At 70.6% G+C, this 18,850-nt stretch carries 17 protein-coding genes; 8 read left to right on the plus strand and 9 right to left on the minus strand.

Annotation, left to right across the window (positions count from 1 at the left end; all coding sequences use genetic code 11):
• Positions 1 to 4 precede the first annotated feature (4 nt).
• The 4 genes from egtA to egtD are packed head-to-tail and all read left to right on the plus strand — an operon-like array spanning position 5 to position 4,357.
• On the plus strand, positions 5 to 1,303 hold the full coding sequence (egtA, locus tag ACGFNN_RS22980) for an ergothioneine biosynthesis glutamate--cysteine ligase EgtA (RefSeq protein WP_393558490.1): 1,299 nt from the start codon (positions 5 to 7) through the stop codon (positions 1,301 to 1,303).
• Positions 1,300 to 2,643 carry an ergothioneine biosynthesis protein EgtB gene (egtB, locus tag ACGFNN_RS22985; protein WP_393558492.1) on the plus strand — a complete coding sequence of 448 codons (1,344 nt, stop codon included), beginning with the start codon at positions 1,300 to 1,302 and terminating at the stop codon, positions 2,641 to 2,643. The genes egtA and egtB overlap by 4 nt, the downstream gene beginning before the upstream one ends.
• On the plus strand, positions 2,643 to 3,398 hold the full coding sequence (egtC, locus tag ACGFNN_RS22990; protein ID WP_393558494.1) for an ergothioneine biosynthesis protein EgtC: 756 nt from the start codon (positions 2,643 to 2,645) through the stop codon (positions 3,396 to 3,398). The genes egtB and egtC overlap by 1 nt, the downstream gene beginning before the upstream one ends.
• Complete coding sequence (egtD, locus tag ACGFNN_RS22995; RefSeq protein ID WP_393558496.1) at positions 3,395 to 4,357, plus strand: L-histidine N(alpha)-methyltransferase; 963 nt, start codon at positions 3,395 to 3,397, stop codon at positions 4,355 to 4,357. The genes egtC and egtD overlap by 4 nt, the downstream gene beginning before the upstream one ends.
• On the opposite strand, the gene ACGFNN_RS23000 is transcribed toward egtD, so the two are convergent.
• The 3 genes from ACGFNN_RS23000 to ACGFNN_RS23010 form a co-directional block, all read right to left on the minus strand.
• Positions 4,300 to 5,130: a lysophospholipid acyltransferase family protein gene (locus tag ACGFNN_RS23000; protein ID WP_393558498.1), complete on the minus strand. Its 831-nt coding sequence runs from the start codon at positions 5,128 to 5,130 to the stop codon at positions 4,300 to 4,302. The genes egtD and ACGFNN_RS23000 overlap by 58 nt on opposite strands.
• Positions 5,127 to 5,927: a GNAT family N-acetyltransferase gene (locus ACGFNN_RS23005; RefSeq protein ID WP_393558500.1), complete on the minus strand. Its 801-nt coding sequence runs from the start codon at positions 5,925 to 5,927 to the stop codon at positions 5,127 to 5,129. Before ACGFNN_RS23005 ends, ACGFNN_RS23000 begins: the two co-directional genes overlap by 4 nt.
• A 188-nt stretch (positions 5,928 to 6,115) precedes the next feature.
• Positions 6,116 to 7,369: an extracellular solute-binding protein gene (locus tag ACGFNN_RS23010; RefSeq protein WP_393558502.1), complete on the minus strand. Its 1,254-nt coding sequence runs from the start codon at positions 7,367 to 7,369 to the stop codon at positions 6,116 to 6,118.
• Positions 7,370 to 7,571: 202 nt separating this feature from the next.
• On the opposite strand from ACGFNN_RS23010, the gene ACGFNN_RS23015 reads away from it, so the two are divergent.
• Complete coding sequence (locus tag ACGFNN_RS23015) at positions 7,572 to 7,781, plus strand: dodecin (RefSeq protein WP_393558504.1); 210 nt, start codon at positions 7,572 to 7,574, stop codon at positions 7,779 to 7,781.
• Positions 7,782 to 7,827: 46 nt separating this feature from the next.
• Here ACGFNN_RS23015 and ACGFNN_RS23020 read toward each other — a convergent pair whose 3' ends face one another.
• A complete protein-coding gene (locus tag ACGFNN_RS23020) occupies positions 7,828 to 8,319 on the minus strand; it encodes a hypothetical protein (protein ID WP_393558506.1) in 492 nt (163 codons plus the stop codon).
• A 173-nt stretch (positions 8,320 to 8,492) separates the two neighbouring features.
• Here ACGFNN_RS23020 and ACGFNN_RS23025 point away from each other — a divergent pair, with 173 nt between their 5' ends.
• Entirely contained in the window at positions 8,493 to 8,684 is a 192-nt protein-coding gene (locus ACGFNN_RS23025; RefSeq protein WP_362553033.1) for a DUF6381 family protein, read from the plus strand.
• Positions 8,685 to 8,777: 93 nt separating this feature from the next.
• Positions 8,778 to 11,219, plus strand: a complete 2,442-nt coding sequence (locus ACGFNN_RS23030; RefSeq protein ID WP_393558508.1) for an ABC transporter — start codon at positions 8,778 to 8,780, stop codon at positions 11,217 to 11,219.
• Positions 11,220 to 11,285: 66 nt separating this feature from the next.
• On the opposite strand, the gene ACGFNN_RS23035 is transcribed toward ACGFNN_RS23030, so the two are convergent.
• From ACGFNN_RS23035 to ACGFNN_RS23045, 3 genes are read right to left on the minus strand one after another with little or no spacing between them, the layout of a single operon-like run.
• Positions 11,286 to 12,032, minus strand: a complete 747-nt coding sequence (locus ACGFNN_RS23035) for a succinate dehydrogenase/fumarate reductase iron-sulfur subunit (RefSeq protein WP_362667323.1) — start codon at positions 12,030 to 12,032, stop codon at positions 11,286 to 11,288.
• The gene (locus tag ACGFNN_RS23040; protein ID WP_393558510.1) at positions 12,029 to 13,978 is read right to left on the minus strand and encodes a fumarate reductase/succinate dehydrogenase flavoprotein subunit; all 1,950 of its coding nucleotides are present in this window, start codon (positions 13,976 to 13,978) and stop codon (positions 12,029 to 12,031) included. Before ACGFNN_RS23040 ends, ACGFNN_RS23035 begins: the two co-directional genes overlap by 4 nt.
• Positions 13,979 to 14,686, minus strand: a complete 708-nt coding sequence (locus ACGFNN_RS23045) for a succinate dehydrogenase (protein ID WP_393558512.1) — start codon at positions 14,684 to 14,686, stop codon at positions 13,979 to 13,981.
• A 96-nt stretch (positions 14,687 to 14,782) separates the two neighbouring features.
• On the opposite strand from ACGFNN_RS23045, the gene ACGFNN_RS23050 reads away from it, so the two are divergent.
• The gene (locus ACGFNN_RS23050) at positions 14,783 to 15,715 is read left to right on the plus strand and encodes a LysR family transcriptional regulator (RefSeq protein ID WP_393558514.1); all 933 of its coding nucleotides are present in this window, start codon (positions 14,783 to 14,785) and stop codon (positions 15,713 to 15,715) included.
• Positions 15,716 to 15,727: 12 nt separating this feature from the next.
• Here ACGFNN_RS23050 and ACGFNN_RS23055 read toward each other — a convergent pair whose 3' ends face one another.
• Positions 15,728 to 17,902 (minus strand): EAL domain-containing protein, encoded by a 2,175-nt coding sequence (locus ACGFNN_RS23055; protein WP_362553912.1) that lies wholly within the window; start codon positions 17,900 to 17,902, stop codon positions 15,728 to 15,730.
• A complete protein-coding gene (locus ACGFNN_RS23060; protein ID WP_362553909.1) occupies positions 17,899 to 18,717 on the minus strand; it encodes an SAM-dependent methyltransferase in 819 nt (272 codons plus the stop codon). The genes ACGFNN_RS23055 and ACGFNN_RS23060 overlap by 4 nt, the downstream gene beginning before the upstream one ends.
• Positions 18,718 to 18,850: the final 133 nt, after the last annotated feature.

Consider the following 18,850-nt stretch of genomic DNA (forward strand, 5'->3'; position numbering starts at 1 on the left):
CGGCATGCCCCCTGACACTCACGGCCGGCACGGCCCGCGCGTCGGCGCCGCGCCCATCGGCGAGACGGAGGCGGAGGATCTGATCCGCGGCATATGTTTCAAGACGGGACCGCCTCGTACGGTCGGTGTTGAGCTGGAATGGCTCATTCACGACCGTGAACATCCCGAGGCCGCCGTCTCGCACGACCGGCTCCGTGCGGCCGCCGACGCCGTGCGCGCGACGTCGCTGGACGCCGCCCTGACCTTCGAGCCGGGAGGCCAGCTCGAGCTCAGCTCTCAGCCCGCGGGATCACTGATGGAGTGCGTGACCGCCATGGCGGCGGACCTGGCCTCCGTTCGCGGCACCGTCGACCGGCTGGGCCTGGCCCTCGCGGGTCTGGGAGTCGACCCTTGGCAGCACCCGCGTCGGGTGCTCCGGGAACCGCGCTACGACGCGATGGAGGCGGCGCTCGACCGCTCCGGGCCCGCAGGCCGGGCCATGATGTGCACCTCCGCCTCCGTACAGGTCTGCCTGGACGCCGGTGAGGAGGAGCCCGGGCCGCTGGGCTACGCGCGTCGCTGGCAGCTCGGTCACCTCTTGGGTGCAGTGCTGGTCGCGGCGTTCGCCAACTCGCCGTTCCGCCAGGGCAGGCGCACCGGCTGGAAGTCGAGCCGGCAGGCGTTGTGGGCGGATCTCGATCCGGCCAGGTCGCTCGCGCCCCGGACCGGTCCCGCCCCCCGCGACGCCTGGGCCGGCCATGTGCTCGACACGCCCGTGATGTGTGTCCGCGGCGACGACGGCCCCTGGGACGTCCCGGACGGCCTGACGTTCCGCGACTGGATCCGCAGTGGCGGCCCGAGGCCGCCGTCCAGGGACGATCTCGACTACCACCAGACCACGCTGTTCCCTCCGCTGCGTCCGCGCGGCCATCTGGAGCTCCGCATGATCGACGCGCAGTCGGGGGCCGACGGCTGGCTCGTGCCGCTGGCTGTCACCACCGCACTGTTCGACGACCCGGAGGCCGCGGAGACCGTGTACCGCGCGGTGAAACCCCTGGCCGAGACGGCAGGCCGTGCGGCCGCGCCCCGCAACCCGCTGTGGACGGCGGCGGCCCGTGACGGGCTGAGCGACCCGGAGCTCGCGGCGGTGGCGGCCCTGTGCTTCGCCACGGCGCTGGAAGCGCTGCCCAGGATGGGCGCCGACGACCACGTCATGGGCACGGTCGCCGCGTTCCACGACCGCTATGTGGCCAGGGGCCGATGTCCGGCCGATGATCTTCCCGACCCGGAACAGCTCCCGCACGGAAAGGGCTTGGTCCGATGACTCACACCACCGCAACGCACGACGGCCCCCCGCCCGAGCCGGAGGCACTGCGTGAGCGTGCCCTGAGCGCGCTCCTCGCGGCACGCGAGCGCACCGCCCTGCTGACGGACAGCGTGGACGACCACGACCTCACGGCACAGCACTCCCCTCTGATGTCCCCTCTGGTCTGGGACCTGGCGCACATCGGGAACCAGGAGGAGCTCTGGCTGCTGCGGGCGGTCGGCGGCCTCGATGCCATGCGCCCCGAGATCGATGGACTGTACGACGCCTTCGAGCACTCCAGGGCGAGCCGCCCCTCACTGCCGCTGCTGGCACCGGCGGAGGCGCGGAGCTACGCGGCCGAGGTGCGCGGCCGCGCGCTGGACGTTCTCGGCGGCGCCCCGCTGCACGCGGGCGGCCGGCCTCTGGAACGGGCCGGTTTCGCCTTCGGGATGATCGCCCAGCACGAACAGCAGCACGACGAGACGATGCTGATCACCCATCAGCTGCGTTCGGGGCCGGCGGTGCTCGCGGCACCGGAGCCGCCCGGCCCCGTGGAGCCCATGACACTTCCGGCCGAAGTCCTGGTGCCCGGAGGTCCCTTCACCATGGGCACCTCCACCGAGCCATGGGCCCTGGACAACGAACGCCCGGCGCATCGGCGTGAGGTGGCGGCGTTCCACATCGACACCGCCCCGGTCACCTGCGGGGCCTACCAGCGGTTCATCGAGGATGGCGGGTACGGCGACGCGCGCTGGTGGGCGCCCGAGGGCTGGGACATGATCCGCGAACACGACCTGGAGGCGCCCCTGTTCTGGCATCGCAACGCGGGCCAGTGGCTGCGGCGCCGCTTCGGGGTGACCGAGCCCGTCGCCGACGACGAGCCGGTGCTCCACGTCAGCTGGTACGAGGCCGACGCATACGCCCGCTGGGCCGGCCGGCGGCTGCCGACCGAAGCCGAGTGGGAGAAGGCCGCACGCCACGACCCCGCCTCCGGACGTTCGCTGCGCTACCCCTGGGGCGACGAGGATCCGACACCCGAACGGGCCAACCTGGGCCAGCGCCATCTGCGCCCCGCGGCCGCGGGGGCGTACCCCGCGGGCCGGTCCCCCGTGGGCGCCGGGCAGCTGATCGGTGACGTCTGGGAGTGGACGTCGAGTGACTTCCTGCCCTACCCCGGGTTCGTGGCGTTCCCGTACCGCGAGTACTCGGAGGTGTTCTTCGGCCCGGGCCACAAGGTGCTGCGCGGGGGCTCGTTCGCCGTGGACGCGGTGGCGTGCAGGGGCACCTTCCGCAACTGGGACCTGCCTGTGAGGCGCCAGATCTTCTCCGGTTTCCGCACGGCCAGGGATCAAGCCTGATGTGCCGTCACATCGCCTACCTGGGACCTTCGGTGCCCCTTGGAGAGGTGCTCACCACACCCACGCACGGTCTCGTGCGGCAGTCCTGGGAGCCAAGGCATCAGCGCAACGGCACGGTCAACGCCGACGGATTCGGTGTCGGCTGGTACGCCGAGGGCGACCCCGTGCCCGGCCGCTACCGCCGCGCCGGGCCCGTCTGGGGCGACGAGACCTTCGCCGATCTGACCCGTGTGGTCAGCAGTACGGCGTTGCTCGCCGCCGTCCGTGACGCGACGTTCGCCGGAGCCGACGGGGAGGCCGCCGCGGCGCCCTTCTCCTCGGGCCGGTTCCTCTTCAGCCACAACGGCGCGGTGCGGGGCTGGCCGGGCTCCCTCGCGAAGACGGCCGGGATGCTGCCTCCCGAACGGCTGCTCTCGCTCGCCGCGCGCAGCGATTCGGCGCTGATCTGGGCGCTCCTGCTCCAGCGGACGGAGCTGGGTGACGAGATGGCGCAGGCGGTGGCAGACACCGTGCCTGAGGTCGCCGCGGCCGCGCCCGGTTCACGGCTGAACCTGCTGCTGACCGACGGGTCCACGATCGTGGGGACCACGTGGGGCGACTCCCTCTGGTACCTCCACGAACCGGGACTGCGCACGGTGGTGGCCTCGGAGCCGTACGACGGCGATCCGGCCTGGCGCGAGGTCCCCGACCGCACCCTGCTGACAGCGACACACACCGATGTTCTGCTGACCCCGCTCAAGGAGCACACCGCGTGAGTCCCTACCTGCTGACCCGCACCCTGCCCGCGGACGCGACCGACGCGGCGCTCCGCGCCGACGTGCTGAGCGGGCTGTCCCGGCGCCCGAAGACCCTGCCTCCCAAGTGGTTCTACGACGCACGCGGCAGTGACCTCTTCGAGGAGATCACCCGGCTGGACGAGTACTACCCGACACGGGCAGAACGGGAGATCCTCGTGGCCCGCGCCGGGGAGATCGCGGCCCTGTCAGGGGCGCGGACCCTGATCGAGCTGGGCTCCGGCTCCTCGGACAAGACGAGGCACCTGCTCGACGCCCTGCCGGACCTGCACACCTATGTGCCGGTCGACGTGAGCGAGAGCGCCCTGGCAGGAGCCGCCGAGGCGCTGTTGGCCGAGCGTCCGGGGCTCTCCGTGCACGCGCTCGTGGCCGACTTCACCCGCGCCCTGGAGCTGCCCGAGAGCCCCGGACCACGGCTGGTGGTCTTCCTCGGCGGGACACTGGGCAACCTGCTCCCGCCCGAGCGTGCGGAGTTCCTCCGCTCCGTACGGGCACGCCTCTCCCCCGGCGACGGACTGCTGCTCGGCACCGATCTGGTCAAGGACGAGGCGACCCTCGTCGCGGCGTACGACGACGCCGCCGGGGTGACCGCCGAGTTCAACAAGAACGTCCTGGCGGTCGTCAACCGTGAACTGGGTGCGGACTTCGAACCGGACGACTTCGCCCATGTGGCCAGGTGGGACGCGGACAACGAGTGGATCGAGATGCGACTGCGCGCCCGCCGGGCCCTGACGGTCAAGGTCCGGGAGCTGGATCTGGTGGTGCAGTTCGAGCAGGGTGAGGAACTCCGCACGGAGATCTCCGCGAAGTTCCGGGAGGAGAAGGTCCGCGGGGAACTGGCCTCGGCGGGTCTGCGGCTGGATCAGTGGTGGACGGATACGGCGGGACGGTTCGCGCTGTCGCTGTCGACGGCCGACTGAGCCGCCAGGGCCAGCTCCCGCCTGCCCTGCTCGCTCCCGGCGTGCAGTGGCGGCAGGAGCCGTATCTCGGCGGTGAGTCCGGCGGCGGTGACCACACGCCACAGCGAGGCCGCGAGTGGGTCGTCCCCGACGAAGGCCGCCGCTCCACCTGAGTCCGCCCCGTCCACCCGGTACCTGATGCGGACCGGGCGGACCGGGGCGCCCGCGTCGATGGCCGCCTGGAACGCGGCCGGCCGGAACGGGCCCCCGGCGCCCCGGCCGCACCAGGTGCTGCCCTGCGGGAACACCGCCACCCGTGAACCCGCGGTGAGCGCCCGGCTGAGCGCCCCCACCGCGTGCGGCAGGGCCCGGAGCCGGTCACGTTCGATGAAGAGTGTGCCGCCCAGCGCGGCGACGGCTCCGAGCAGGGGCCAGCGCCGTATCTCGCTCTTGGCGACCATCCGCGCGGGGAGCACCGCGGCGACGAGGGGGACGTCCAGCCAGGAGACGTGGTTGGCGACCACGAGTTCACCGACGCGCCGGTCCTCCACGTCTCCGGTGACCCGTACGCGTACACCGAACGATCTGACCACGGCGTACGCCCATCGGCGGACGGCCCGGTCACGTGCCGAGGGGGCGAGGCAGAGCGCCACCGGGACACACAGCACCCCGAGGAGGGTGAGGGCGCATCCGGCCGTCAGGAGCGCCAGTGCGGGCAGCGGCCCCCGTACGGCTCCGAGGTGACGGGCGCACTCACGCGGGGTGCACGAGGGGGCCGGGAACCAGCCGCTCATCGCAGCGGGGCCAGCGAGAGGAAGTGCCGAAGGTAGCGCGGGTCGGTGCGGCGCATCGAGAGCAGCACGTAGAGGTCGGCCACGCCGAAGTCGGGATCGTGGGCGGGGGCTCCGCAGACCCAGGCGCCGAGGCGCAGGTAGCCGCGCAGCAGTGGGGGGAGACCGGCCCGGCCGGCGTCCGCCCCGCCGGTCCGGCCGGAGCTGTCCCAGAGGCGGTGAGGGGTGACCTGGTACTCCTCGGGAGCCAGGTGGCGCGTCCGTACGGTGTCCCAGCTCCTCGCCGCCAGTTCCCCGCCGTCGGCCAGGGGTACGGAGCAGCATCCGGCCAGCCAGTTGTGACCGGTCCGCTCCATGTAGCGGGCGAGTCCCGCCCAGATCAGGGCGATCACCGCACCGTCCCGGTGTGCGGGGTGGACACAGGACCTGCCGACCTCTACGAGGTCGTCGCGGAGGGGAGCGAGGCGGCCGAGGTCGAACTCGCCCTCGGCGTAGAGCCCGCCCGCGAGCCTGGCCCCGCCGGGAGGCAGCAGCCGGTAGGTGGCCACAACGTCCCCGGTGGCGGTCTCGCGCACCAGCAGGTGATCGCAGAAGGGGTCGAAGGCGTCGCTGTCCAGCCCGGGTTCGGCGGTGTCGAGACGGGCTCCGAGTTCGCCGGCGAAGACGAGGTGGCGCAGACGTTGTGCGGCCCGCACGTCGTCCTGGCAGGCGGCCAGGGAGACCTCGTACGCGGGCGGGGCACCGCCGGGGCGGGGCGTGGGGACGGCGGCGGGCGCGGTGGTGAGCGGCAGCACGGTCATGGCGGTCTCCGGGGACGGTTCGGCAGGGCGGCTGCGGGCCGTCGCGAGGGTGCGACGGCCTGGCCCCCTACTTCTTCCGCGACCGGCTGGATTCGATATGACCAGCGTGGAGCGAATGGATGTGCGAAGGCTGAATCCCCGGACCGCGGACGCCGGGGCGGTCTCCCGCCCCGGCGTCCGCGGAAACCTCAGCCGGTGATCAGCTTGGAGGTGATGCGCTCCGACGCCTTCTTCGCCTCCTCCGCCGGATCACCGCCCTCGAGCACCGCAGTCATGTAGGGCTTGATCGGGTTGTCGGCCTCGACCGCGGGCCAGTAGGGCGAATTGGGCGTGGCGCGGCCCTGAGTGGCCCCCACAGCCATCGCTGCGGTTCCCTCCTGGGCCTCGACAACGTTGGCCAGGGCGGGCTTGTTGGGGACGTAGCTCATGGCGCGTGCGAGCTCCGTCTGCCACTCGGGGCCGGCGAGTGCCTTGACCACGTCCACGCCCTCACCCCGGTGGTCCGCACCCTCGGGGACGATCAGGTCCGACCCTCCGGTGAAGACCGATCCCGGCTTCCCGGCGGTCTTCCCGGGGATGGGGAAGTAGCCGAGCTTCCCCTTCAGTTCGGGGTTCTTCTGCTCGATGAGCGCGGCGCTGCCGGGGACCGAGATGATCTGGGCGACATCACCCTCGGCGAACACATCGGTCTCCGGCGGAGACTGCTCGTCGGCGTCCTTGGGTCCGTCGCCGAACGCCTGCAGCGTCTTGTAGAAGTCCATACCCCTGAGCGCGGCCGGCGAGTCGAGTGCTCCCTGCCAGTCGCCGCCGCCCTCGTCGGCGAGTTCACCGCCCTCGTCCCAGATGAATCCGGCCAGTACGTACCAGTTCTGCCCTGCGAGGTAGATGCCCTGCCGGCCGGCGGTGTTCAGCTTCTCGCTGATCTCCACCCACTCCTCACGGGTCTTCGGGAGTTCGGTGATGCCCGCCTGCGCGAAGAGGTCCTTGTTGTAGATCACCACACGGTTCGCCGCGTACCAGGGGATGCCGTACTGCCCGCCGTTGACCTTGCCCGGCTCGGCGAGACCGGGGATCCAGTCCTCCCCGCCCAGGTCCCGCATCGACTCCAGGGTGAGGTCGCGCAGCTTGCCGGTCTCCGCGTACTGGGCGACCTGGGTGTTGCCGACCTCGATGACGTCCGGCGCGTCATCACCCTGCAGCGCGCCGAGGACCTTGGGGCCGATGCCGCTCCATTCCTGGAGGACGATCTCCAGCTCCACCGACGGGTGCTCGGCCTCGTAGGACTCCTTGAAGTGGTCGAGGAAGTCCTGGGAGGCGCTGCCCTTCATCAGCCACACGGTCACCGTGCTGCTGTCGGTGCCCATCCCGGGGAGGAGACCGCAGCCGCTCAGCGCCACGGAGGAAACGAGCGCGACGGCTCCGGCCAATATGCGGATCTTCACGGGGTCACCTTCTGCGAAACGGCACGACGAAATGACAGACCCGGGTGGGGGGCTGCGGGCTGCGCTCGCACGGGTGTATCCCGGGGAGTTTGGTATGGACCAATCCGCAGGTCAAGGTCCGACTTGTCGGCCGTCGGCGGCCGGGACGCCTCGCGCGGCGGGCCCAGGTGAGGCACGGTGGAGCGAGGGAAGGAGACAATTCATGTCGAATCACACCTACAGGGTGACCGAGATCGTAGGAACATCCGAAGAAGGCCTCGACGCGGCCATCCGGAACGGCGTCGCAAGAGCCTCCGAAACGTTGCACAATCTCGACTGGTTCGAGATGACCCAGGTACGCGGCCACATCGAGAACGGCCGGATCGCGCACTACCAGGTGGGACTCAAGGTCGGCTTCCGGCTCGACGAGTAGTCCTGACGGGCGGGCACGCCCACGAGCGACGTCGCCCCGGGCGGTCTCAGGTGCGGCCTTCGCGCTCCTGGGCGTCCTTCAGGGACGGTGATGTGAACGCCCATCGGGCACGGACGACCGTGAAGCCGGCCCGCTCCGCCGCGTCGCACACCAGATCGTCGTCGTCCACCAGCACCCGCACCTCGCGTTCCCGGCCGAGCCGTTCCAGCACCTCCAGCTTGGTGCGGCGGGCCGGCCGCCGGTCGGTGTCGGATCGCATGTGGAGCCGGCCCTTCGGCAGACCCTGCCGGGACAGCCAGGCCATGGTGTCCTTGCGGCACCTCTCGGGCCGGCCGGTCAGGTACACGATCTCGCACTCCTCGGCGGTGGCCAGCACCAGGCTGACACCCTCACCGAGCGGGGGATCGTGGGGCGCGGCGGAGAAGAACCCCGCCCAGTCGCGTGGCCGCTTGTCGAGGAAATGCTGCCGGTGTTCCGTGCCTGCGAGTGTGCCGTCAAGGTCGAACACGGCCAGGGGCCGGATGCCGTCGTCGCTCACGCCCCCACCCTAGGTGTATTGACCCGTAGCGTCGTTGACGCTCGGGTGCACGCGCCGCCCCACCGCGACGCGGGAGCCGGAAGGGACGGGCTGAGGGCGTCCACAAGATGCAGGCGGGGCCCGCCACTGGTTCGCTGAAGGGGTCCGCTCCACCATAGACAGCAGGAGTGATCATGAGCGTTGCAGGTGAGTCCGGCGGCCGTGTGAAGCAGCTCCGCGCCAAGGCGCAGGAGCTGAGCGAGGCCGCGGAGCGTGCCACAGACCCCGAGCAGCGGCAGAGGCTCCAGGACAAGGCCCGGCGCCTGCGGGAGCAGGGCGAGCAGGAGAGCTCCATGACCGACCGCGGCATGGACCCGATGGTGTAGCCCCGGCTCCCCCGCGCTGCCGGTGGTCCTCGCCCGCACTGGGAGGATCACCGGCAGATGCCTGACCGCCCTGCGATCCCACGGAGCCGTACCGTGTCCACCCCTCATGACCCCTACGTCCGGGTGCGCGGCGCGCGCGAGCACAACCTGCGCGACGTCGACGTCGACATCCCGCGCGACACACTCACCGTCTTCACCGGCGTCTCGGGGTCGGGGAAGTCTTCACTGGCTTTCGGCACGGTCTACGCGGAGGCCCAGCGACGCTACTTCGAGTCGGTCGCCCCCTACGCCCGGCGCCTTATCCATCAGGTCGGGGCGCCGGACGTCGGGGAGATCACCGGTCTTCCGCCCGCGGTCTCGCTGGAACAGCGGCGGTCCGCGCCCGGTTCACGCTCGTCGGTGGGCACGGTGACGACCCTGTCCAACTCCCTGCGGATGCTCTTCTCCCGTGCCGGGGACTATCCGCCGGGCGCCGAGCGTCTGGATTCCGACGCCTTCTCCCCCAACACCGCGGCCGGAGCCTGCCCCGAGTGCCACGGACTGGGGCTGATCCACCGCACCACCGAGGAACTGCTCGTGCCCGACCCGTCGTTGTCGATCCGGGACGGGGCGATCGCCGCATGGCCGGGTGCCTGGCAGGGAAAGAACCTGCGCGACGTCCTGGACGCCCTGGGACACGACATCGATCGGCCCTGGCGGGAGCTTGCCCCCGAGGCACGGGAGTGGATCCTCTTCACCGACGAGCAGCCGGTGGTGACGGTACATCCGGTTCGTGACGCTGGCAGGATCCAACGCCCTTACCAGGGTACGTACATGAGCGCGCGGCGCTATGTGATGCACACCTTCGCGGATTCCAGGAGCCGGACGCTGAGGGCGAAGGCCGAGCGCTTCCTGACGAGCGCGCCGTGTCCCGTGTGCGCGGGCAGCAGGCTGCGGGCGGAGGCCATGGCGGTCACCTTCGCCGGCCGTACGATCGCCGAACTCGTCGCCCTCCCCCTGACCGCCCTCACCGAGGTGCTGCTGCGATCCGGCGGCGCGAGCGGCACAGCGAGGGTGCTGACCGCCGACCTGTTGGCCAGGATCGAGCCGGTGACCGAGCTGGGCCTCGGATATCTCAGCCTCGACCGGACGGCCCCGACCCTGTCCTCCGGTGAGCTGCAGCGTCTACGGCTGGCCACACAGCTGCGGTCCGGGCTGTTCGGCGTCGTCTACGTCCTGGACGAGCCGTCGGCGGGGCTCCATCCGGCGGACACCGAGTCCCTGCTCGGGGTGCTCGGCAGCCTCAAGGATGCGGGCAACTCGGTGTTCGTGGTGGAGCACCAGATGGATGTGGTCCGCCGGGCGGACTGGCTGGTGGATGTGGGACCGCTCGCGGGCGAGCACGGCGGCCGGGTCCTGCACAGTGGCCCTCCCGGGGATCTGGCCGCGGTGGCCGATTCGGCGACCCGGCGGTTCCTGTTCGACGAGGACCCGCCCCCGGCTCGCCTGCCTCGTGAGCCGACCGGCTGGATCACGCTGGGCGGCGTGGATCTGCACAACGTGCGGGAGGTCGACGCCGCCTTCCCGCTGGGCGTGCTCACGGCCGTGACCGGAGTGTCGGGGTCGGGCAAGTCGACGCTGGTCGGGCAGGTGCTCGCGGGTGTGCTGGCCGACCGGCGGTCGGCGGAGGCCGCGGACGAGGACGTCGCCGCGCCGCGGGCGCTCGGCTGCGCCACGGCCGGGGGCCTGGAGGCGGTGGACCGGCTGGTGCAGGTCGACCAGCGGCCCATCGGCCGTACGCCCCGGTCCAACCTGGCCACGTACACGGGGCTGTTCGACGTGGTGCGGAAGCTCTTCGCGCAGACGGAGACGGCACGTGCGCGCGGGTACCGGGCGGGCCGGTTCTCCTTCAACGTCGCGGGAGGCCGGTGCGAGACCTGCCAGGGTGAGGGCTTCGTCTCGGTCGAGCTCCTCTTCCTTCCCAGTACGTACGCCCCCTGTCCCGACTGCCACGGAGCGCGCTACAACCCCCGGACCCTGGAGGTCACCCTCCGCGGGCTCACGATCGCGGAGGTTCTGGACCTGACGGTGGAGGCGGCGGCGGGGTTCCTCGCCGGCACACCGGCCGCGGAGCGCAGCCTCGGCGCACTGCTGGACGTCGGGCTCGGGTACCTGCGTCTGGGACAGCCGGCGACGGAGCTGTCGGGAGGTGAGGCGCAGCGGATCAAGCTCGCCACCGAGCTCCAGCGTGCCCGGCGGGGGCACACGCTGTATCTGCTGGACGAGCCGACGACCGGGCTGCATCCCGCCGATGTGGAGGTGCTGATGCGGCAGTTGCACGGGCTGGTGGAGGGCGGTGGCACCGTTGTGGTCGTGGAGCACGACATGTCCGTCGTCGCGGGCGCCGACTGGGTGATCGATCTGGGTCCGGGGGGCGGCGACAGCGGCGGCAGGATCGTGGCCGCGGGCACACCTGCCGAACTCGCCGGAGCCGAGGGGAGCCGGACGGCCCCGTATCTGCGCGCGGCCCTCGCCCCGCGCAGGACCGCAGGCTGAGCCGGTCGCCACGGACTGCCGGGCTCGCTTACGCCGTGGCCCCCGGTGCCGGGGGCCACGGCGGGGTCAGCGGCGGACCTTGCGGTTGGCCCGCAGCCATTCCTTGTTCATGGCGGTGATCGACGGCAGCGGGATGCCCTTGGGGCAGGCCGTGGCGCACTCACCGGTGAGGGTGCAGCCGCCGAAGCCCTCCTCGTCCATGGTGGCGACCATGTCGAGGACACGGGTCTCCCTCTCGGGAGCGCCCTGCGGCAGCACGTTCAGGTGGTTGACCTTGGCGGAGGTGAACAGCATCGCTGAACCGTTGGGGCAGGCGGCGACGCAGGCACCGCAGCCGATGCACTCGGCGTGCTCGAAGGCCGAGTCGGCGTCCGGCTTGGGCACAGGTGTGGCGTGTGCGTCCGGGGCCGTTCCGGTGGGGGCCGAGATGTATCCGCCGGCCTGGATGATGCGGTCGAAGGAGGAGCGGTCGACGACGAGGTCCTTGACGACGGGGAAGGCCGAGGCGCGCCACGGCTCGATGTCGATGGTGTCGCCGTCGTCGAAGGACCGCATGTGCAGCTGGCAGGTGGTGGTCCTCTCGGGCCCGTGGGCGTCGCCGTTGATGACGAGACTGCAGGCACCGCAGATGCCCTCGCGGCAGTCGTGGTCGAAGGCCACGGGCTCGTCCCCGCCGAGGATGAGCTCCTCGTTGAGGGTGTCGAGCATCTCCAGGAACGACATGTCCTGTGAGATGCCGTCGACTTCGTAGGTGGCCATGGCGCCGGGCGCCTCGGCGTTCTTCTGGCGCCAGACGCGCAGGGTGAGCTTCATGCGTAGCTCCGCTGAGTGGGGTGGACGTACTCGAAGACGAGGTCTTCCTTGTGCAGTACGGGGGCTTCGTCCGGGCCGCCGAACTCCCAGGCGGCGGCGTAGGAGAACTCCTCGTCCCGCCGGGCGGCCTCGCCGTCCGGGGTTTGCGACTCCTCACGGAAGTGGCCGCCGCAGGACTCGGCTCGGTGCAGGGCGTCGAGGCACATGAGTTCGGCGAGCTCCAGGTAGTCGACCACCCGGTTGGCCTTCTCCAGCGACTGGTTGAACTCCTCGCCGGTGCCGGGCACCTTGACCCGGCGCCAGAACTCCTCGCGGATCCGCGGGATGCGGTCGAGAGCCGTGCGGAGCCCTTCCTCGGTGCGGGCCATCCCGCAGAACTCCCACATCAGTTCACCGATCTCGCGGTGGAAGGAGTCGGGGGTGCGGTCCCCGTCGACGGAGAGGAGCAGGTTGAGCCGGTCCTCGGTCTCGGCGAGGGCCTCGGTGACCGCCGGGTGGTCGGCGTCGACCGCTTCGGCGTGCGGATTGCGGGCTAGATAGTCGTTGATGGTCGACGGCAGGACGAAGTAGCCGTCGGCGAGCCCCTGCATCAGCGCGGAGGCACCGAGCCGGTTGGCGCCGTGGTCGGAGAAGTTGGCCTCGCCGATGGCGAAGAGGCCGGGGATCGTGGTCTGGAGGTCGTAGTCGACCCAGAGACCGCCCATGGTGTAGTGCACGGCGGGGTAGATCCGCATGGGGGTCTCGTAGGGGTTCTCCGCGGTGATCCGGGCGTACATGTCGAAGAGGTTGCCGTACTTCTCCTCGACCTTCTTGCGGCCCATCCGGGCGATGGCCTCGGCGAAGTCGAGGTAGACACCCTGGCCGCCGGGGCCGACGCCCCGGCCCTCGTCGCAGACGTTCTTCGCGGCGCGGGAGGCGATGTCGCGGGGGACGAGGTTGCCGAAGGCGGGGTAGATGCGCTCGAGGTAATAGTCCCGTTCGTCCTCGGGGATCTGGTTGGCGGGGCGGTCGTCGCCCTTGGCCTTGGGGACCCAGATGCGTCCGTCGTTGCGCAGCGACTCGCTCATCAGGGTCAGCTTCGACTGGTGGTCGCCGGTGCGCGGGATGCAGGTGGGGTGGATCTGGGTGAAGCAGGGGTTGGCGAAGTAGGCGCCGCGCCGGTGGGCACGCCAGATCGCGGTGGCGTTGGAGTTCATGGCGTTGGTCGACAGGTAGAAGACGTTGCCGTAGCCGCCGCTGGCCAGGACGACCGCGTCGGCGAAGTAGGTGTCGATCCTCCCCGTGACGAGGTCGCGGGCCACGATGCCACGGGCCTTGCCGTCGACGACGATCAGGTCGAGCATCTCCGTGCGGGAGTGGAGCTCCACATTGCCCGCAGCGATCTGGCGGGAGAGCGCCTGATAGGCGCCGAGCAGGAGTTGCTGGCCCGTCTGGCCGCGGGCGTAGAAGGTGCGGGAGACCTGCACACCGCCGAAGGAGCGGTTGTCGAGGAGGCCTCCGTACTCGCGTGCGAAGGGAACGCCCTGGGCGACGCACTGGTCGATGATCTCGACGGAGATCTGGGCCAGTCGGTGCACGTTGGACTCGCGGGCGCGGAAGTCGCCGCCCTTCACCGTGTCGTAGAAGAGCCGGTGAACCGAGTCACCGTCGTTGCGGTAGTTCTTCGCCGCGTTGATGCCGCCCTGCGCCGCGACGGAGTGCGCGCGCCTCGGGGAGTCCTGGAAACAGAACTGGACCACGTGGTAGCCCTGTTCGGCCAGGGTGGCGCCGGCCGAACCGCCGGCGAGACCGGTACCGACGACGATGACGGTGTGCTTGCGGCGGTTGGCCGGGTTGACGAGCTTCGCCTGGAAGCGGCGGGTGTCCCAGCGCTCGGCGACCGGACCTTCGGGGGCCTTGGCATCGGCCAGGGGCGCACCGGTGCGGTAGTTCGTGTAGTCGGTCATTCAGCTCACCACTCCGGTCATCACGGCGACGGGCACGGAGACGAAGCCGGCCGTCAGCACCACTGCGAGGACATTGGCGAGCGCCTTCAGGACCCGGTCCCGGGTCGCGCTGCCCACACCGAGCGTCTGCGCCGCACTCCAGAATCCGTGCCGGACGTGCAGCCCCAGAGCGACCACGGCGGCGATGTAGACGACGTTGCCGTACCAGGTGGAGAAGGTGTCGAGCACGTTCTGGTAGGGATGCCCCGACTGGAATCCCCCGGGGTGCACGGTGCCGGTGGTGAGGTCCAGGATGTGCCAGACGATGAACAGCCCGAGGATGACACCGCCGTAGCGCATGGTCCGTGTGGCGTAGCTGGAACGGGCCTTCTTGTGGACGTACGCCGTCGGCCGCGCCCTGATGTCACGGCGGCTCAGCTGGTAGGCGGACACGGCGTGCAGGACGACGGCTGCGACGAGCACCAGACGGATGATCCAGAGTGCCCACTCGTAGTGCAGGAAGGGCTCTCCGATCGTCCGGAGCCAGTGCGCGTAGTGGTTGAACTCGTCCGGTCCGAAGAAGATCTTCAGGTTGCCCAGCATGTGGACCACCAGGTACCCGAGCATGATCAGGCCGCTCACAGCCATGATCGTCTTCTTGCCGACGGACGAGCCCCAGAGCGTACGCGTCATGGACGGCCGTCGGTCCGTCCGCGTTGCCAATGCCATGGACACGACGCTAGAACCGGGAGGTGCGATCAGTCCAAGACATGGAACGTCTGATCTCCATAGGTATTTCCTATCGTCGCCGCTAGGGTGGGTCGCGTGCACTTCCAGCAGCTCGCCTATTTCGTGGCCGTGGCCGAGGCCAGGCACTTCACCCGGGCCGCCGAGGAGGTGCATGTCTCGCAGCCGTCCCTCTCCCAGCAGATCAAGGCCCTGGAGAGCGAGCTGGGCGCGGAGCTGTTCAGCCGGGCCCGCGGGAACATCACGCTGACCGACGCGGGAGAGGCGCTGCTTCCCCTGGCGCGCAGGATTCTCGCGGACGCCGACACCGCGCGGCACGAGGTGCAGGAACTGGTGCAGCTGCGCCGGGGGCGGATCAGGCTCGGAGCGACTCCGAGCGTCTGCACGGGCCTGCTGCCGGACGTGCTGCGGGCCTTCCACGCCGCGCATCCCGGGATCCGGCTGCTGATCGAGGAGGGCGGCTCCCACGACCTGGTCCGGCAGCTCGCCCGGGGCGCCCTGGACCTGGCGCTGCTCGTCCTGCCGCTGCCCGCCGCTTCACCGGCGCTCACCACCGTGGAGCTGCTGCACGAGGACCTCGTCGTCGTGTCCGCTTCCTCGCGTCCCGCACCCGGGCGGAAGGGAAGCATGCGCGTCGCGGATCTCGAGAACGAGCCGCTGGTGATGTTCCGGCACGGCTACGACCTCCGTGAGCTCACCGTCGCCGCCTGCCGCGCGGAGGGGTTCGAGCCGTCGTTCACGGTGGAGGGCGGCGAGATGGACGCCGTGCTCGGCTTCGTACGCGCCGGCCTCGGGATCGCCGTGGTTCCCCGGATGGTCGCCGTACGCGCCGGCCAGGACCTGCGCACGACCCGGCTCGCCTCCCCGGGACTGAGCCGGACCATCGCACTCGCGCACCGCAGCGACGTGGAACCGCCGCGCGCGGCCCGCGAGCTGCAGCGCATGCTCCTGGGAGCGGGACCCCCCGCCGCGCCCCCGGCCGCCGGAAAGCAGAGCCGTTCCGGCGGCTGAGGGCGTCCCCCGTCAGACCGCGTCGGCCAGCAGCAGCGAGTGGATCATGTCCGGGGCGCCGGGCCGTGCGTAGTACCAGCCCTGAGCGGTGTCACAGCCCAGCGCGCGCAGTTGCTCGGCCTGCGCCCCGGTCTCCACGCCTTCCACTGTGACGGCGAGGTCGAGGCTGTGGGCGAGCGAGACGATGCCCTCGACGATCTTCAGGTCGACCGGGTCGGCCGGATGGTGCTGCATGCCCTGGGTGAAGGAGCGGTCCAGCTTGAGCACGCTCACCGGGAGCCGCCGCAGGTTCGCCAGATTCGAGTAGCCGGTCCCGAAGTCGTCCAGGGCGATGTCGACACCCATCTCCGCAAGCTGCCTGAGCGGTTTGAGCAGATCGTCGTCGGCGCCGATGAGCGCGGACTCCGTCACCTCCAGGCAGAGCGCTCCGGGGTCGAGCCCGGAGCGTTCCAGCACGTCCACGGTCTCGGCGACCAGACTCGGGTGGTGCAGCTGGGTCGGTGAGAGGTTGACGTTGATCCGCAGCGGGCCGCCGTCGGTGTGCCGCTTCTGCCAGAAGTTCGCCTGGCGGACGGACTCCTCGAGCACCCACCTGCCGAGGGGCACGATCAGTCCGGTGTGCTCCGCGAGCGGGATGAACCGGTCGGGCCCCAGCACTCCGTGCTGCGGATGGCACCAGCGCACCAGCGCCTCGGCCCCGTGGACGCTTCCGTCACCGAGGTGCACGAGAGGCTGGTACTCGATGAAGAACTCTCCCCGGTCCAGCGCGGCGGGCAGAGCGGTGGTGAGCCCGTGGCGGGTGATGGCCCGGGCATCGGCCTCGGCGTCCGCGAGGGCGAAGCGGTTCCCGCCCGCCGCCTTGGCCCGGTACATCGTGATGTCGGCGCTGCGCAGCACCTCGGCCGCCGTGCGTTCGCCCGACGGTCCTTCGACGACACCTATGGAGCCGCGCACCGTCAGCTCCCGCCCGTCGAGACGGATGGGCGTGGCCAGGGCCGAGAGGATGCGCCCGGCCATGTCGTGCACCTCGTCCTGGGTGCGCGGGCCGGTGGTGAGGGCCACGAACTCGTCGCCGCCGAGCCGGGCGACCATCTCGCCGGGCGCTGTCGCGCAGCCTTGCAGCCGGTCCGAGACCTCGACCAGGAGCCGGTCCCCCGCCGCGTGGCCCAGGCTGTCGTTGATGGCCTTGAAGCCGTCGAGGTCGAGGTAGCAGAGTCCGAAGCGCATGCCCTCCCTCGGGGCGAGGGCCTTCTCCAGCCGCTCGAAGAACAGCGTCCGGTTGGGCAGGCCCGTGAGCGCGTCGTGGGTGGCCTCGTAACGCAGCCTCAGATTGAGCAGGCGGCGCTCGGTGGTGTCCTCCATCAGGGCTAGCTGGTACTCGGGCCGTCCCTCGGCATCACGCAGCAGGGACACGGTGAGGTTGGTCCACAGGACGGTGCCGTCGTTGCGGTAGTACGGCTTCTCCACGCTGTAGTGCTCGCGTTCCCCGCGGACGAGCTCGTCGTAGTACTTCCACACGTACGGCGAGTCCTCGGGGTGCACCCACTCGTTGACCTTGTGGCTGCGGACGTGGTTCTCCAGGCCGCCGAACATTCGCGTGAGGGTGTCGTTGATCTCCAGGATGTTCCCGTCGAGGTCGGCTATGCCGATTCCGATCGCGGCGTCCTTGAACACGGCCCGGAAGCGCGCCTCGGTGGCGTGCAGTGCCTGTTCGGCGTGCGTACGGGCGGTGAGCGCCGAGCGGGCGATCGCCTCCTGCTCCATGCGGGTGCGTTCGCGCAGCGCCTGGCTGAACCCCCCTGCGAGGGCGTGCTGGATCCGCGCGCACCGGGCCCTGCTGTCCTCGGTCGACAGCTCCACGGGGCCGTTGCCCCCGCAGTAGAGGACGAGGTACGAGTCGACGACGCCGAGCGTGGAGCTCAGGGCGTCGGGATCCGTGCAGTGGGCGTCGACCAGGGCGGCTCCGACCTTGTGCGCGGGGCCGGCGTCGAACGGCCGCTCGTGCAGGATCGAGCTGAGCTCCCGGGCGAGCGGCAGCAGATGCTCCTCGAACTCCGGGCGGGTCATGGAGGTGGCTGTGGACGGGAAGATCGCCCGGCTCCATATGGTGGCGAATCTCCGGAGCCTCCCTTCCGGGCCGTCCGGTTCCGCGTCCGGCGTGCCGGACGGCTGGGCGGGAATGCTCACGCCTTGCGTCCAACCCCGGCGAAGCCCGAGTAGGCGAACGGGTCCTCCTGAGCGAGTGCCTCCGGGGACTCGGGACGCCACTGGGGCATGGCGACGAGGCCGGGCTCGACCATCTCGTAGCCGTCGAAGAACCGGCTGATCTCGGCGCGTGAACGCATGATGAGGGGGCTGCGGATGTCGCGGTAGACGCCGACGGTCCCGCCCGCTTCCTCCTGGCTGAGCGGGATCCCCTCGTAGGCGGCGTGGGTGAGGATCAGCAGGCTGCCCGGAGCGAGCGCGTCACGGAGTTCCGCGACCGCGGCATTCGGTTCGTCCGCGTCCTCGACGAAGTGCAGGACCGCCACCAGCAGCAGTGCGACCGGCTTGTCCATGTCGAGGAGTCCGTTGACGTCGGGGTGCTCCAGGATCTCCCGGGGCTTGCGCAGGTCGGCGGCGGCGATGACCGCCCGGTCGTTGCCCTCGAGTACCGCCTGGCTGTGTGCGACCGCGACCGAGTCGTGGTCGACGTAGGCGATACGGGCCTCCGCGTCGGCGGCCTGGGCGACCTCGTGGACATTGCCGAAGGTGGGTATCCCGGACCCGATGTCCAGGAACTGCTTCACACCCGAATCGACGGCGTACCGCACGGCCCGCCGCATAAAGGCGCGATTCGCCTGCATGACCTTGGGCAGGCCAGGCATGAACTCCATGGCCTTACGGGCCGCTTCCCTGTCCACCTCGAAATTGTGCGAACCGCCCAGGTAGAAGTCGTACATTCGAGACACGCTCGGCACCGAGATGTCAATGCCCTGCGGTGCCCAGGCGGGTCGCTCCATCGATGTCTCCAACAAGTCGCCACGGCGATCCGGCCATGTTCATGGTCAGTGTGGACCAGAGGCTACTGATCGACCGCCAGGAGAGCGAGTGGAAACGGAAATTAGAGATCCGTTATTGGTCACACAGCGCAGG

Origin of the sequence: Streptomyces sp. NPDC048590 (genome assembly GCF_043199535.1) — a bacterium.
Taxonomy (GTDB): domain Bacteria; phylum Actinomycetota; class Actinomycetes; order Streptomycetales; family Streptomycetaceae; genus Streptomyces.

What these genes read in the sequence shown, in the direction of transcription:
- egtA (WP_393558490.1), top strand. Translation starts at nt 5, where the DNA reads ATGCCCCCTGACACTCACGGCCGGCACGGCCCGCGCGTCGGCGCCGCG.
- egtB (WP_393558492.1), top strand. Translation starts at nt 1,300, where the DNA reads ATGACTCACACCACCGCAACGCACGACGGCCCCCCGCCCGAGCCGGAG.
- egtC (WP_393558494.1), top strand. Translation starts at nt 2,643, where the DNA reads ATGTGCCGTCACATCGCCTACCTGGGACCTTCGGTGCCCCTTGGAGAG.
- ACGFNN_RS23000 (WP_393558498.1), bottom strand. Translation starts at nt 5,130, where the DNA reads ATGAGCGGCTGGTTCCCGGCCCCCTCGTGCACCCCGCGTGAGTGCGCC.
- ACGFNN_RS23005 (WP_393558500.1), bottom strand. Translation starts at nt 5,927, where the DNA reads ATGACCGTGCTGCCGCTCACCACCGCGCCCGCCGCCGTCCCCACGCCC.
- ACGFNN_RS23015 (WP_393558504.1), top strand. Translation starts at nt 7,572, where the DNA reads ATGTCGAATCACACCTACAGGGTGACCGAGATCGTAGGAACATCCGAA.
- ACGFNN_RS23025 (WP_362553033.1), top strand. Translation starts at nt 8,493, where the DNA reads ATGAGCGTTGCAGGTGAGTCCGGCGGCCGTGTGAAGCAGCTCCGCGCC.
- ACGFNN_RS23035 (WP_362667323.1), bottom strand. Translation starts at nt 12,032, where the DNA reads ATGAAGCTCACCCTGCGCGTCTGGCGCCAGAAGAACGCCGAGGCGCCC.
- ACGFNN_RS23040 (WP_393558510.1), bottom strand. Translation starts at nt 13,978, where the DNA reads ATGACCGACTACACGAACTACCGCACCGGTGCGCCCCTGGCCGATGCC.
- ACGFNN_RS23045 (WP_393558512.1), bottom strand. Translation starts at nt 14,686, where the DNA reads ATGGCATTGGCAACGCGGACGGACCGACGGCCGTCCATGACGCGTACG.
- ACGFNN_RS23060 (WP_362553909.1), bottom strand. Translation starts at nt 18,717, where the DNA reads ATGGAGCGACCCGCCTGGGCACCGCAGGGCATTGACATCTCGGTGCCG.